A 12903-nucleotide genomic window follows, 5' to 3' on the forward strand; every position below is an offset into this window, starting at 1 on the left:
ACCGGCGCAGTCACTGAGGGAGCTTCGGCTCCCTTTTTTATTGCTCGCCGGCCAGTAAACTGAATCCGGATCACATTCCTCGCAAAGATAATCGCCTGCATTACAGAACGGCTCCGACCTGCCGATAGCTACTCTGGCACCCGCATTGGGTGCGGCATTGATAAGCCTATCGACAAGGAGTCGGCATGAGTATGTCTTTGAGTTTTACCTCTGCAGTTAACCCTGCGGCCATTCAACCCCCTGTAGTACGTGCGGCACTGCAATCGATGCGTTCATCGCAACCCGCTGAATCAGCTGCAGCCGGGGCTGCGGCCACGCTTTCACCGAGCAGCCTGAATGCCCGCAACCTGCTGAATACATTGGTCAGCGATATGTCGGCTGCCGTGCCGGCCGCCACGCCGCAGGGGGTAACCCGCGGTCAGCAGCCTCAACAGGGAGATTATACGCTCGCGTTACTGGCTAAAGATGTTTACAGCCTGAACGGCCAGGGTGCGGAAGGATTCAGCCGCCTGAGCGACAGCGCGCTGCTCGGCGCGGGTATTGATCCCGCCAGTTTGCATGATGCGGCGTCGGGTTTTCAGGCCGGTATTTATAGCGACAACCAACAGTATGTCCTGGCCTTTGCCGGCACCAATGACATGCGCGATTGGCTGAGCAATGTGCGGCAGGCGACCGGTTACGATGACGTGCAGTACAATCAGGCTGTCGCGGTAGCTAAAGGCGCCAAGGCGGCGTTTGGTGATGCGCTGGTGATTGCCGGTCATTCTCTTGGCGGCGGGCTGGCGGCAACGGCGGCGCTGGCGACCGGCACCGTGGCGGTCACTTTCAACGCGGCCGGCGTTTCCGACTACACATTGAACCGTATGGGCATCGATCCGGCAGCGGCTAAGCAGGATGCGCAAGCCGGCGGTATTCGCCGCTACAGCGAACAATACGATATGCTGACCGGAACGCAGGAGTCCACTTCGCTGATCCCGGATGCCATCGGGCATAAAATTACCCTGGCCAATAACGATACCCTGAGCGGCATTGACGACTGGCGACCAAGCAAACATGTGGATCGCAGCTTGACCGCGCACGGCATTGATAAGGTCATCAGTTCGATGCTGGAGCAAAAACCCTGGGAGATGAAGGCCAATGCCTGAAAGGCGTCGGGTTCGGCAGACGTTGATTATCGCCGTGCTGGCGCTGATAGCGGTCGCCGGTTTGCTGATTATGGCTAAGGAACAACAGATGAATCAGTCTATTTCCCCGTTCAACGGGCGCGGCAATCAAGCGTTGGCGCAGGCGGTGATGCGCGGTGATGTGCAGGGCATTGCCGAACAGGTAACACCGCAGCGTTTGAGCGAGCAGGGCGACCGTCAAATTACGCTGCCTCAATGGGCGATTTTGTCGCAGCAACCGCAAAGCCTGAGCGCGCTGCTGGCGCTGGGGGTTGATGCCACAGTGCCGGGGCTGGAGGGCAACAGCGTGCTGCATACCGCCGCAACAGTGCAGGATCCGCAGTATTTGCGGCTGCTGCTGGCGAACGGCGTGCCGGCTAACCTGCGCAATGCGGTGACCGGCGCGACGCCTTTGTCCGCTGCGGTACTGGCGGGGCGCGAGGAGCAATTGCGGCTGCTGCTGGCTGCCGGTGCGGATACCACGTTAAGCGATAGGTTGGGGGACTCGCCTTTGCACGTGGCGGCGAAAATCAATGCGCCGCAGTTGGCGTTGATGTTGCTGCAGGCGGGGGCGGACGGCAAAGCCCGTAACCGGCAAGGCGTGACCTTCCAGTTCTATTTCTCGCTGACGCCTGCACACTTGCAGAGTGAAGAGATGCCGATGGTTATCGACAACTGGATGTCTGGTTAAAAGCCCATCACCAGGCGACGCTTTACGCGCAGCCGTAATGGGGCATAAAAAAACGCCTTCAGATGAGTGAAGGCGTTTTTGATTCACGGTGGCAGCATTACTTCGCGCCGCTGCTCTCAGGCTTGGCCTTTGGCTGGCGGCGTTTGCCCACGTTTTTCGCATCGCGATGACGGACCTTCACCTTGGCTTTTTCTTTGTTCTTTTCTTTGTCTTCTGCGCGCTTGGCCAGCACCTTCTTCGAAGGTTTGCCGTTGCTCTTTTCGCTCGGCACTTTGGTTGACGGACGCAGCTCATCGATCACCCGCGCTTTCAGCGGTTCGTTCAGGTAACGGCCCACTTTGCCCAACAGCAGGTGGTCGTGCGCCTCAACCAGCGAAATCGCGGTACCTTTGCGCCCGGCGCGGCCGGTGCGGCCGATGCGGTGCAGATAGGTGTCCGCCGTACGCGGCATATCGAAGTTGAACACGTGGGTAATATCCAGGATATCCAAACCACGGGCAGCGACGTCGGTGGCGACCAGCACGTTGACGCGGCCGTCCATCATGCGTTTTACCGCTTCGTTGCGCTTGGCCTGCACCATTTCGCCTTCGAGGTAGCAGGTGTTGATGCCGGCCTCGCGCAGCCAGGCCGCCAACTCGTGCACGCGCTCGCGTTTACGGACGAAGATCACGGATTTCAACACGTCCGGCTGTTGCAGCAAATGCACCAGCAAGGCGGTTTTATGCTGCACGTCGTCGGCACGGTAGTACCACTGCAGGATCTTTTTGCGCTCGCGGCGTGAAGGGTCGGCTTCAACTTCCACCGGCTCTTTCAGAATACGCTCGGCGAATTCGCGGATGGCGTCGCCTTCCAGCGTCGCGGAGAACAGCAACGTCTGGTTGCGCCAGCGGGTTTCGGCGGAGATGGTTTCGATATCCTGCGCGAAGCCCATGTCCAGCATGCGGTCGGCTTCATCGAGGATCAGCGTTTCTACCGCGCGGCAGTCGAAGTTTTCTTCTTTGATGTACTGCAGCAGACGACCGGTGGTGGCGACTACCACGTCCTGGTTTTCGCTGAAGACTTCCGCGTGGTTCATATAGGCGACGCCGCCGGTAATGGTGGCGATATCCAGCGAAGTATGGGCAGCCAGTTCACGTGCCTGGTCGGCTACCTGCATCGCCAGTTCGCGCGTCGGGGTGAGGATCAGTACGCGCGGTGGGCCGGACTTTTTGCGTGGAAAGTCCAGCAGATGCTGCAATACCGGCAGCAAAAATGCGGCGGTCTTGCCGGTGCCGGTTGGCGCCGAACCCAATACGTCGCGCCCATCCATCGCAGGTGGGATAGCCTCGGCTTGAATGGCGGTCGGGCGTTCGTAGCCTTTATCGCGCAGGGCTTTTATCAGGCGTTCATCGAGATCGAGTTCGGAAAAATTGGTTGCTGTCATGGTCTACCTCTACTTGGGGCGCCGATTATAGACGGGTTGGCCGCGTTCTTCACCTATTTAAGCGGAAAGCATCTCTTTTCCCACAAATCAGATTGCCTTATGCTACGCCAGTTTTGTATCCAGGTGGTTATTGTGAGCAATCAATCGAAAGCAAATTTTACCCCGCGTCGCGGCGGTTTTACCTTCAAACAATTTTTTGTCGCTCACGACCGTTGCGCAATGAAAGTGGGTACCGACGGCGTGCTGCTCGGCGCTTGGGCGCCGCTGGCGCAAGCGCGGCGGGTGCTGGATATCGGCAGCGGCAGCGGGCTGATTGCGCTGATGCTGGCACAAAGATCGGCCGATAATGTGTTGATCGATGCGGTGGAGTTGGACGAGGCCGCTGCCGAACAAGCGCGTGACAACGTGCTGGAATCCCCCTGGCCGCAGCGCATTCGGGTACATGCGCAGGATATTCACCATTTTGCCCGGCATCATGCGGGTGAGTATGACCTGATCGTCAGCAACCCGCCGTATTTCGAGCCGGCGGTCGCCTGCCGCGATCGGGCGCGCCACAATGCGCGCTATACCGAAACCCTGACTCACGATGCCTTGCTGGTAAGCGCTGAGCAACTGATCGCCGAGCGGGGCGCTTTTTGCGTGGTGCTGCCGCATGATATTGGTGAGGCATTTGAAAGCAATGCGCAACGGCGTGGCTGGCATACTGCACAGCGATTGAACGTCAGCGACCGTGCCGATACGCCGCTGCACCGGATGTTGTTGGTGCTGATGCGTCAGCCGGTCGAAGAAAAGGCAGAACAAAGTCTGGCGATTAAACAGGCCGACGGCAGTTACACCGATGATTTCCGCCGCCTGATTACCGATTTCTATCTATTTTACTGAAGCCGCCAGGGCACCCTGGCAGCGTCAATCATGGCTGCAGTATGGTCGGCAGTGCTTCCGGCAACATTTCCGGATAGTCCAGCGTATAGTGCAGCCCGCGGCTTTCTTTGCGCTCCATGGCGCTGCGGACGATCAGTTCCGCGACCTGCACCAGGTTACGCAGCTCCAGCAGATTGTTGGAAATACGGAAGTTGGCGTAGTACTCATCGATTTCGGCCTGCAGCGTATTGATGCGGCGCAGTGCGCGCTCCAGCCGTTTGGTGGTGCGCACGATCCCGACGTAGTCCCACATAAATAGCCGCAGCTCGTGCCAGTTGTGCTGAATCACCACCCGCTCATCCGCATCGTCTACGCGGCTTTCATCCCACTGCGGCAACTGTTTCGCCAACTGGATAAACGGCAGGCGCAGCTTGATGTCCTCCGCTGCCGACCAGCCGTAGACCAGGCATTCCAGCAGCGAGTTGGACGCCATGCGATTGGCGCCGTGCAGGCCGGTGTAACTGACTTCGCCAATGGCGTAAAGCCCGTCCAGATCGGTACGGCCGTGCTGATCGACCATGACGCCGCCGCAGGTGTAATGCGCCGCGGGCACGATAGGGATCGGTTGTTTTGTCAGATCGAACCCCAGCGTCAGCAGTTTTTCATGGATCATCGGGAAGTGCTGGGTAATGAATTCAGCCGGTTTATGGCTGATATCCAGATACATGCAGTCCGCACCCAGGCGTTTCATTTCGTGGTCGATGGCGCGCGCTACGATATCGCGCGGTGCCAGTTCGCCGCGCGGGTCAAAATCGGGCATAAAGCGGCTGCCGTCCGGCCGTTTCAGATGGGCACCTTCGCCGCGCAACGCTTCGGTCAGCAGGAAATTGCGCGCCTGCGGGTGGAACAGGCAGGTCGGGTGGAACTGGTTGAATTCAAGGTTGGCGACCCGACAGCCGGCGCGCCAGGCCATGGCGATACCATCTCCGGACGAGATGTCCGGGTTGGTGGTGTACTGATACACCTTGGCTGCCCCGCCGGTGGCCAGCACCACCGTTTTGGCGCGGTAGGTTTCCACCTGCTCCAGCTCGCGGTTCCAGACATAGGCACCGACCACGCGGCGAGTACCCGGCAGGCCGATTTTGTTCGAGGTGATCAGATCGACCGCGTTACGGCGCTCCATCACGCAAATATTCGGGTGGGTGCTTGCTTTCCCTACCAGGGTGGTCTCTACTTCTTTACCTGTAGCATCGGCGGCATGCAGAATACGGCGGTGGCTGTGTCCTCCCTCACGCGTCAGGTGGTAATGTTCCTCACCCTGAGCATTGACTTCGGTGTCGAACAGTACGCCCTGATCGATCAGCCATTGTACGCAGTGGCGCGCATTGCCGGCGATAAACTCAACGGCGTCCTTGTCACACAGGCCGGCTCCGGCAATCAAAGTGTCATCAACGTGTGAGGCAATGCTGTCCGTCTCATCGAAAACCGCGGCGATCCCGCCTTGGGCATAAAATGTGGCGCCTTCGTTGAGCGGCCCCTTGCTGAGTACGGTAACCTTGCAATGCTGCGCCAGGCGCAGAGCCAGTGACAAGCCCGCAGCACCGCTGCCGACGATCAAGACATCGCTAACATGTTCAGATGATGGTTGCATAACGTATGATGTGTGCAGAAGAAGAGTGAAATTCATGTTAGCCTAATTGTCCGGGCAAAAGCCACGGATTGGATGACATCAACAGAAAAAACAATGGCGATACGGAACTTCGTGTTCCGTATGAACTCCAAGCGAGTGCTTGCTCAGGAAAATAATGTATGGCTGGCAGTACAATTTTACGCGTGGAGACGGATTTGGGGAGAATTTACCTCGGATGAGCGAGCAGTTAACGGATCAAGTTCTGGTTGAGCGGGTCCAAAAAGGCGATCAGAAATCGTTTAACTTACTGGTGGTGCGTTACCAGCATAAGGTTGCGAGCCTGGTTTCCCGATATGTGCCGCAGGGCGATGTGCCCGATGTGGTGCAGGAGTCGTTCATTAAAGCCTATCGCGCACTGGAATCATTCCGTGGGGATAGCGCTTTCTATACCTGGTTGTATCGAATTGCCGTGAACACGGCAAAGAATTATCTGGTTGCTCAGGGGCGTCGTCCGCCATCCAGCGATGTGGATGCCAACGATGCTGAAAATTACGAAAGTGCGGGCGCACTGAAAGAAATTTCGAACCCTGAGAACTTAATGTTGTCAGAAGAGCTGAGACAGATAGTTTTCCGTACCATTGAGTCTCTCCCCGAGGATCTTCGCATGGCGATTACCCTACGGGAGCTGGATGGTCTAAGCTACGAAGAGATAGCTGCCATCATGGATTGCCCGGTAGGAACCGTACGCTCGCGTATTTTCCGCGCCAGGGAGGCTATCGATAATAAAGTTCAACCGCTGATTCAACGTTAGCAATGGCGGACACAGGAAGGGTACTTAGGCATGCAGAAAGAAAAGCTTTCCGCTCTGATGGATGGGGAATCGCTCGACACTGAGCTGCTGAGTTCATTGTCTAATGACAGGGCGCTTCAACAAACCTGGCAGAGCTATCACCTGATACGTGACACACTACGGGGTGATATCGGACAAGTAATGCATCTCGATATCGCAGATCGTGTTGCTGCTGCACTTGAGAAAGAACCTGCGCGTCTGGTTCCTTCTGCAGTACCGGAGTCTCAGCCGCAACCGCACACCTGGCAGAAAATGCCGTTCTGGGACAAAGTGCGTCCCTGGGCCAGCCAGATCACTCAGATTGGCATGGCTGCCTGCGTTTCGCTGGCGGTGATTGTAGGCGTACAGCAATACAATCAACCGGCCGCGCAGTCTGGCGCAGCTGAATCACCGGCGTTTAACACCCTGCCGATCATGGGGCCGGCGTCACCGGTTAGCCTCGGCGTGCCGGCAGACAGTTTCTCCACCGGCAGCGGGCAACAGCAGCAGGTGCAGGAACAGCGCAAACGTATTAACGCTATGCTGCAGGATTATGAATTGCAACGCCGTTTGCATTCCGATCAGTTGCAGCTTGAGCAAAGCAACCCACAACAGGCTGCCGTTCAGGTTCCCGGAACTCAGTCTTTAGGAATGCAACAGCAGTAATGAAGCAACTTTGGTTCTCCGTCTGTCTATTGACGGGCAGCCTGCTCTACTCAAACATCGCCCCGGCGCAGCCCACTGCGTCCGGGGCGTTGTTACAACAGATGAGCAGTGCCAGCCGTTCACTCAATTACGAACTCGCCTATATCAGCATCAGCAAGCAGGGGATTGAGTCGCTGCGCTATCGCCATGCGGTAATCGACAAGCAGCCACTGGGTCAACTTTTGCATATGGACGGCCCGCGCCGTGAAGTATTGCAACGTGGTGAAGGCATCAGCTATTTTGAACCGGGCCTGGAACCCTTTACGTTGTCGGGCGATCATATCGTCGATGCGTTACCGGCTATCGTCTACGCCGATTTTGACCGCCTGGCGAAATATTACGATTTCATCTCTGTTGGCAGCACCCGAATCTCTGATCGTCCCTGCGAGGTGATTCGTGTGGTTGCGCGTGATGGTTCGCGCTATAGCTATATTGTCTGGATGGATGTGGATACCAAGCTGCCGCTGCGTGTGGATTTACTCGATCGTGATGGCGAAACGCTGGAACAGTATCGGGTTATTTCGTTTGTGGTGGGGCCGGAAGTGCAGGGTGTGATGCAGGGGCTGATCAAAGCCAATCTGCCGCCGTTGCTGTCGCTTCCTGCGGTCGAAAACGTCAAACTGGGCTGGAGCACCGGCTGGTTGCCGGCAGGCGTGAATGAAGTGGCGCGCAACCGCCGAAAACTGCCGAATGTGACCGAACCCGTCGAGACGCGGTTATACAGCGATGGCCTGTTCAGTTTCTCGGTCAACGTCAGCCCGGCGGGAAGTGGTGCCGGCCAGCAGTATTATCGCCAGGGGCGGCGTACTATTCAGACTGAAGTGCGTAACGGCAATGAAATCACTATCGTTGGCGAACTGCCGCCGGCGACAGCCAAGCGTATCGCTGACAGTCTTTCCTTCAAGGTGTCACCGCAATGATGAAAGAGTGGGCCACGGTGGTTTCGTGGCAACAAGGCGTAGCGTTGCTGCGCTGCGAACCCAAAGCCGGCTGCGGCAGTTGCACGGCCCGGTCGGGCTGTGGCGCGCGCGCATTGAACGAACTGGTGCCGGAAACGGAACATCAGCTGCAGGTGCGTATCGAGCAGCCGCTTGAGCCGGGCCAGCGGGTCGAGGTGGGTATCGCCGAGGGGAGCTTGCTGCGTTCGGCTATGCTGGTTTATCTGACGCCTTTGCTGGGCATGATGGTGGGCGGGAGCCTGCTGCAATACTGGCTGGGTACCGATGCTTCTGCGGCGCTCGGCGCGCTGCTTGGCGGCGGTGCGGCCTTTCTGTTGGCGCGTAGCCTGGCGCACCGCCTCGGCGAGCAAGCGAATTACCAACCCATAGTTCTGCAAATAGGGTTGCCGCCTGGGGCTATGCGCCTGCAGACGGACACTGAACCCCTGCGTTAAAACGGCTGCCGCGTCATCGCCGGATTATGATAGGCGGGGATGCGGTTGTAGATCATATGCTCCAGCAGCGCCATAAACAGATCGGCGCTGAGCAGCGAAAAATAGCCTATCGTAAACAGCGCATTACCCTGATTATCCAGCAACCGGATGATACCGCGCTGCGTGTTATTCTCCAGCGTGCGGATCTGCTCTATCGGGATACTCTCCTGCGGCGTGATCAGCGCCGTAGCGCTCAACTGCAGCGTTTGGGGCGTTTGCTGCTTGCGGTTGCCCGGCAGCAAATGGTTCAGCCAGAGGGCACTGCAGCTCAGATAGCTAAATGACAACACCTCACCCTGATAAAGCGCATTCAGCGCCAGTGGCCCACGCTGCTGGATCTGCTGGTTGATGATGACATCGACCAACCGCCAGGAATGGGACAGATTGCTGAACACCGTGCACCAGGGCTGTTCGGCAGTAGTACGAAATGCCATCACGTTGCACAGCCCGCCCAAAAAACGCCCGCCGCGAAAACGATAAATATCACCAATTTTTTCAAAGGGGATAAACCGTTCTTTGTGGCTGTGGTCATTGATCACCCGAACGCCGTGTTCGTACAGACGATAAGTCAGCGTAGGCCGCAGGCAATGGCGCAGCGCCAGCAGTATACCGCCGAGTAAAATAGTGGCTGCGCCGGTTTGCAGCAAGATCAGTACCGCATTTTCATCCATGTTGCTCAGCAGCGGCAGCAACAGCAGCGCCGCACCGACAGTTAACAGCAGCGATGCCGCTGCCAGAATGCCCCAATTGACCTTAGAAAAATCGTGCCGGCTCAGCATTTGCCCTTTATCGATCATTACGCACCTTCCAATCATCGCACAGAGATATGCCGGTGAACTCCGGTGGGCATGCCGATGTAGAGCCCTGAATAATATTTTGTCGCGGAGTTCTTCCCCCTTTCTATAGGAGGCTCCGGAGAGCGTATATGGGTTTTTTCCTAAAGCCGGAAAGGGGAAATGCAATTCTAAGATGTTGATCCCAATATTATTTTTTTCTGATTTAGGAAGGGGTTTATTGCGTTATCGCCGGTTATGTATTAACGCCGAAAGTGAAGGTATGCGCAGCACGCAATTTCCGTGGATTCGGCGGGGTAAGCAGTGGTTTTTCATTGATCGGCTTTTGTTAACATCTGCTTTCACAACCTGGAGCGCCGTGTAACACTAAAGTGCGCATAATAGAATGCCTTCACTGCACCGATCGCTAGGTTTTCAGTGTTGTGGCATGTAGAATGCAGCGATTCAGGCGGAAGACGGCCGAACCCATTCACTGTCGCTTTAGGTCCGTACGGGTTTCTATAGGCGAGTAATCAGAAATACCAAGGCAGAAAAACTTTTATAATGAAGCATATACGAAATTTCTCCATTATTGCCCATATTGACCACGGTAAGTCGACGCTGTCCGACCGTATTATCCAAATTTGCGGTGGCTTGAGCGAGCGCGAAATGGCGGCGCAGGTGCTTGATTCTATGGATCTTGAGCGCGAGCGTGGCATTACCATCAAAGCGCAGAGCGTCACGCTGGACTACAAGGCGACAGACGGTCAAACCTACCAGCTCAACTTTATCGACACCCCCGGGCACGTTGACTTCTCCTACGAGGTTTCTCGCTCGCTGGCCGCTTGCGAAGGCGCGCTGCTGGTGGTGGATGCCGGGCAGGGCGTAGAAGCTCAGACGCTGGCCAACTGTTACACCGCGCTGGATATGGATCTGGAAGTGGTGCCGGTACTGAACAAAATTGACTTGCCGGCCGCCGATCCCGATCGCGCCGCGCAGGAGATTGAAGACATCGTTGGCATCGACGCTACCGATGCGGTGCGCTGTTCGGCCAAAACCGGCGTCGGCGTGCCGGAGGTTCTCGAACGCCTGGTGCGTGACATCCCGCCGCCGGAAGGCGATCCCGAGGCGCCGCTGCAGGCATTGATCATCGACTCCTGGTTCGACAACTATCTGGGCGTTGTTTCCCTGGTGCGCGTCAAGAACGGCACTATGCGCAAGGGCGACAAGATCAAGGTGATGAGCACCGGCCAAACTTACAACGCCGATCGCCTCGGGATCTTTACCCCGAAACGCGTCGATCGCGACGTGCTGAACTGCGGCGAAGTAGGCTGGCTGGTTTGCGCCATTAAAGACATCTTGGGCGCGCCGGTGGGCGATACCCTGACGCTGGCGCGTCAACCGGCAGACAAAGCGCTGCCGGGCTTCAAAAAAGTGAAGCCGCAGGTTTACGCAGGTTTGTTCCCGATCAGCTCGGACGACTATGAAGCCTTCCGCGACGCACTGGGCAAACTGAGCCTGAACGACGCCTCGCTGTTCTATGAGCCAGAGAGTTCCACCGCGCTGGGCTTTGGCTTCCGCTGTGGCTTCCTCGGCCTGTTGCACATGGAGATCATTCAGGAGCGTCTGGAGCGTGAATACGATCTGGAGCTGATCACCACTGCGCCAACGGTAGTTTATGAAGTTGAAACCACCGGCAAAGAAACCATTTACGTCGACAGCCCGTCCAAGCTGCCGCCGCTGAACAACATCATGGAGCTGCGCGAGCCGATCGCCGAGTGTCACATGCTGATGCCGCAGGAATTCCTGGGTAACGTCATCACGCTGTGTATCGAAAAACGCGGTGTACAGACCAACATGGTCTATCACGGCAACCAGGTCGCGCTGACCTACGAAATCCCGATGGCGGAAGTGGTGCTCGATTTCTTCGACCGTCTGAAATCCACCTCCCGTGGTTATGCGTCGCTGGATTACAACTTCAAACGCTTCCAGACCTCTGACATGGTGCGCGTCGACGTGCTGATCAACAACGAGCGCGTGGATGCGCTGGCTTTGATCACCCACCGCGACAACTCGCAGTACCGTGGTCGTGAGCTGGTGGAGAAGATGAAAGAGCTTATTCCGCGCCAGCAGTTCGATATCGCCATTCAGGCAGCGATCGGCACCCATATCATCGCGCGTTCCACGGTGAAACAGCTGCGTAAAAACGTTCTGGCAAAATGCTATGGCGGTGACGTCAGCCGTAAGAAGAAGCTGTTGCAGAAACAGAAAGACGGCAAGAAACGCATGAAGCAGGTCGGTAACGTTGAGTTGCCGCAAGAAGCGTTCCTGGCCATTCTGCACGTCGGTAAAGACGGTAAGTAACCGCGATAAGGTCGCGTAATTAGGGAGTTTGCATGGCGAATATGTTTGCCTTGATCCTGGCTATAGCCACATTGGTTACCGGGATCATATGGGCTTTTGAGCGCTTCAAATGGGCGCCGGCCCGCCGGGAGAAGATTGCGGCGGTGAATGCGCAGACTGCGGGCGCTGTAGACGATAAGACGTTGGCGAAAGTGGCGAAGCAGCCAGGTTGGATCGAAACCGGCGCGTCGGTTTTCCCGGTATTGCTGCTGGTGTTTGTGGTGCGTTCGTTTATTTACGAACCTTTCCAGATCCCATCGGGCTCAATGATGCCGACGTTGTTGATTGGCGATTTTATTCTGGTGGAGAAATATGCCTACGGCATTAAAGATCCTATTACCCAGACCACGCTAATTGAAACCGGCCATCCGAAGCGTGGCGATATTGCGGTATTTAAATATCCGCTGGATCCGAAGCTGGATTATATCAAACGTGTCGTGGGGCTACCGGGTGACCGGGTATCTTACGATCCGGTTAATAAACGCGTGACCGTTCAGCCATCCTGTAATAACGGCCAGCCTTGCGATACCGCGCTGGCGGTGACATACACCGATGCGCAACCGAGCGATTTTGTACAGATGTTCAGCCGCAGCGGCATGGGCGAAGCCAGCAACGGTTTCTACCAGATCCCGCAGAGCGACAATGTGCCGCAGGGCGGGATTCGCCTGCGTGAGCGCCAGGAAACGCTGGGCACCGTCTCTCACCATATTCTGACCGTGCCGGGCACGCAGGATCAGGTGGGCGCTTACAACCAGCAGCCGGGTAATCCACTGGCGGAATGGGTTGTTCCGGCGGGGCATTACTTCATGATGGGCGATAACCGCGACAACAGCGCCGACAGCCGTTATTGGGGCTTCGTGCCGGAGAAAAATCTGGTGGGTAAAGCCACGGCTATCTGGATGAGTTTTGAAAAGCAGGAAGGTGAATGGCCAACCGGCGTAAGGTTTAGCCGCATCGGTGGAATTCATTAATCGCGCGCTTATAAACGCAGCA

General features: G+C 56.8%; 11 protein-coding genes and 1 pseudogene. 9 read left to right on the plus strand and 3 right to left on the minus strand.

Going from position 1 to position 12903, the window contains the following annotated elements:
- Positions 1-185 precede the first annotated feature (185 nt).
- A complete protein-coding gene (locus tag V2S86_RS00360; RefSeq protein WP_330760770.1) occupies positions 186-1145 on the plus strand; it encodes a phospholipase in 960 nt (319 codons plus the stop codon).
- Positions 1138-1892 (plus strand): annotated as a pseudogene (locus tag V2S86_RS00365) (ankyrin repeat domain-containing protein). The gene V2S86_RS00360 and the pseudogene V2S86_RS00365 overlap by 8 nt, the downstream one beginning before the upstream one ends.
- A 59-nt stretch (positions 1893-1951) precedes the next feature.
- Here the strand turns inward: V2S86_RS00365 and srmB are convergent.
- On the minus strand, positions 1952-3277 hold the full coding sequence (srmB, locus tag V2S86_RS00370) for an ATP-dependent RNA helicase SrmB (protein WP_006318472.1): 1326 nt from the start codon (positions 3275-3277) through the stop codon (positions 1952-1954).
- Positions 3278-3376: 99 nt separating this feature from the next.
- On the opposite strand from srmB, the gene trmN reads away from it, so the two are divergent.
- Positions 3377-4159 carry a tRNA(1)(Val) (adenine(37)-N(6))-methyltransferase TrmN gene (trmN, locus tag V2S86_RS00375; RefSeq protein WP_330760771.1) on the plus strand — a complete coding sequence of 261 codons (783 nt, stop codon included), beginning with the start codon at positions 3377-3379 and terminating at the stop codon, positions 4157-4159.
- A 28-nt stretch (positions 4160-4187) separates the two neighbouring features.
- Here trmN and nadB read toward each other — a convergent pair whose 3' ends face one another.
- A complete protein-coding gene (nadB, locus tag V2S86_RS00380) occupies positions 4188-5789 on the minus strand; it encodes an L-aspartate oxidase (RefSeq protein ID WP_330760772.1) in 1602 nt (533 codons plus the stop codon).
- A gap of 214 nt (positions 5790-6003) precedes the next feature.
- Here nadB and rpoE point away from each other — a divergent pair, with 214 nt between their 5' ends.
- From rpoE to rseC, 4 genes are read left to right on the plus strand one after another with little or no spacing between them, the layout of a single operon-like run.
- The gene (rpoE, locus tag V2S86_RS00385; protein WP_004929136.1) at positions 6004-6579 is read left to right on the plus strand and encodes an RNA polymerase sigma factor RpoE; all 576 of its coding nucleotides are present in this window, start codon (positions 6004-6006) and stop codon (positions 6577-6579) included.
- A 30-nt stretch (positions 6580-6609) separates the two neighbouring features.
- Complete coding sequence (rseA, locus tag V2S86_RS00390; protein WP_330760773.1) at positions 6610-7263, plus strand: anti-sigma-E factor RseA; 654 nt, start codon at positions 6610-6612, stop codon at positions 7261-7263.
- On the plus strand, positions 7263-8222 hold the full coding sequence (rseB, locus tag V2S86_RS00395; RefSeq protein WP_330760774.1) for a sigma-E factor regulatory protein RseB: 960 nt from the start codon (positions 7263-7265) through the stop codon (positions 8220-8222). Before rseA ends, rseB begins: the two co-directional genes overlap by 1 nt.
- Positions 8219-8695 carry a SoxR-reducing system protein RseC gene (rseC, locus tag V2S86_RS00400; protein WP_330760775.1) on the plus strand — a complete coding sequence of 159 codons (477 nt, stop codon included), beginning with the start codon at positions 8219-8221 and terminating at the stop codon, positions 8693-8695. The genes rseB and rseC overlap by 4 nt, the downstream gene beginning before the upstream one ends.
- Here rseC and V2S86_RS00405 read toward each other — a convergent pair.
- Entirely contained in the window at positions 8692-9531 is an 840-nt protein-coding gene (locus tag V2S86_RS00405; RefSeq protein WP_330760776.1) for a hypothetical protein, read from the minus strand. The genes rseC and V2S86_RS00405 overlap by 4 nt on opposite strands.
- 540 nt (positions 9532-10071) lie before the next feature.
- Between V2S86_RS00405 and lepA the strand changes: the two genes are divergently transcribed.
- Positions 10072-11871, plus strand: coding sequence for a translation elongation factor 4 (lepA, locus tag V2S86_RS00410; RefSeq protein ID WP_311994341.1), 1800 nt, complete (start codon positions 10072-10074; stop codon positions 11869-11871).
- 32 nt (positions 11872-11903) lie between these two features.
- Positions 11904-12881, plus strand: coding sequence for a signal peptidase I (gene lepB, locus V2S86_RS00415; protein ID WP_006318463.1), 978 nt, complete (start codon positions 11904-11906; stop codon positions 12879-12881).
- Positions 12882-12903: the final 22 nt, after the last annotated feature.

Origin of the sequence: Serratia sp. C2(1), assembly GCF_036352655.1 — a bacterium.
Classification (GTDB): Bacteria; Pseudomonadota; Gammaproteobacteria; order Enterobacterales; family Enterobacteriaceae; genus Serratia; species Serratia inhibens.

What these genes read in the sequence shown, in the direction of transcription:
- V2S86_RS00360 (WP_330760770.1), top strand. Translation starts at nt 186, where the DNA reads ATGAGTATGTCTTTGAGTTTTACCTCTGCAGTTAACCCTGCGGCCATT.
- srmB (WP_006318472.1), bottom strand. Translation starts at nt 3,277, where the DNA reads ATGACAGCAACCAATTTTTCCGAACTCGATCTCGATGAACGCCTGATA.
- trmN (WP_330760771.1), top strand. Translation starts at nt 3,377, where the DNA reads ATGCTACGCCAGTTTTGTATCCAGGTGGTTATTGTGAGCAATCAATCG.
- nadB (WP_330760772.1), bottom strand. Translation starts at nt 5,789, where the DNA reads ATGCAACCATCATCTGAACATGTTAGCGATGTCTTGATCGTCGGCAGC.
- rpoE (WP_004929136.1), top strand. Translation starts at nt 6,004, where the DNA reads ATGAGCGAGCAGTTAACGGATCAAGTTCTGGTTGAGCGGGTCCAAAAA.
- rseA (WP_330760773.1), top strand. Translation starts at nt 6,610, where the DNA reads ATGCAGAAAGAAAAGCTTTCCGCTCTGATGGATGGGGAATCGCTCGAC.
- rseB (WP_330760774.1), top strand. Translation starts at nt 7,263, where the DNA reads ATGAAGCAACTTTGGTTCTCCGTCTGTCTATTGACGGGCAGCCTGCTC.
- rseC (WP_330760775.1), top strand. Translation starts at nt 8,219, where the DNA reads ATGATGAAAGAGTGGGCCACGGTGGTTTCGTGGCAACAAGGCGTAGCG.
- V2S86_RS00405 (WP_330760776.1), bottom strand. Translation starts at nt 9,531, where the DNA reads ATGATCGATAAAGGGCAAATGCTGAGCCGGCACGATTTTTCTAAGGTC.
- lepA (WP_311994341.1), top strand. Translation starts at nt 10,072, where the DNA reads ATGAAGCATATACGAAATTTCTCCATTATTGCCCATATTGACCACGGT.
- lepB (WP_006318463.1), top strand. Translation starts at nt 11,904, where the DNA reads ATGGCGAATATGTTTGCCTTGATCCTGGCTATAGCCACATTGGTTACC.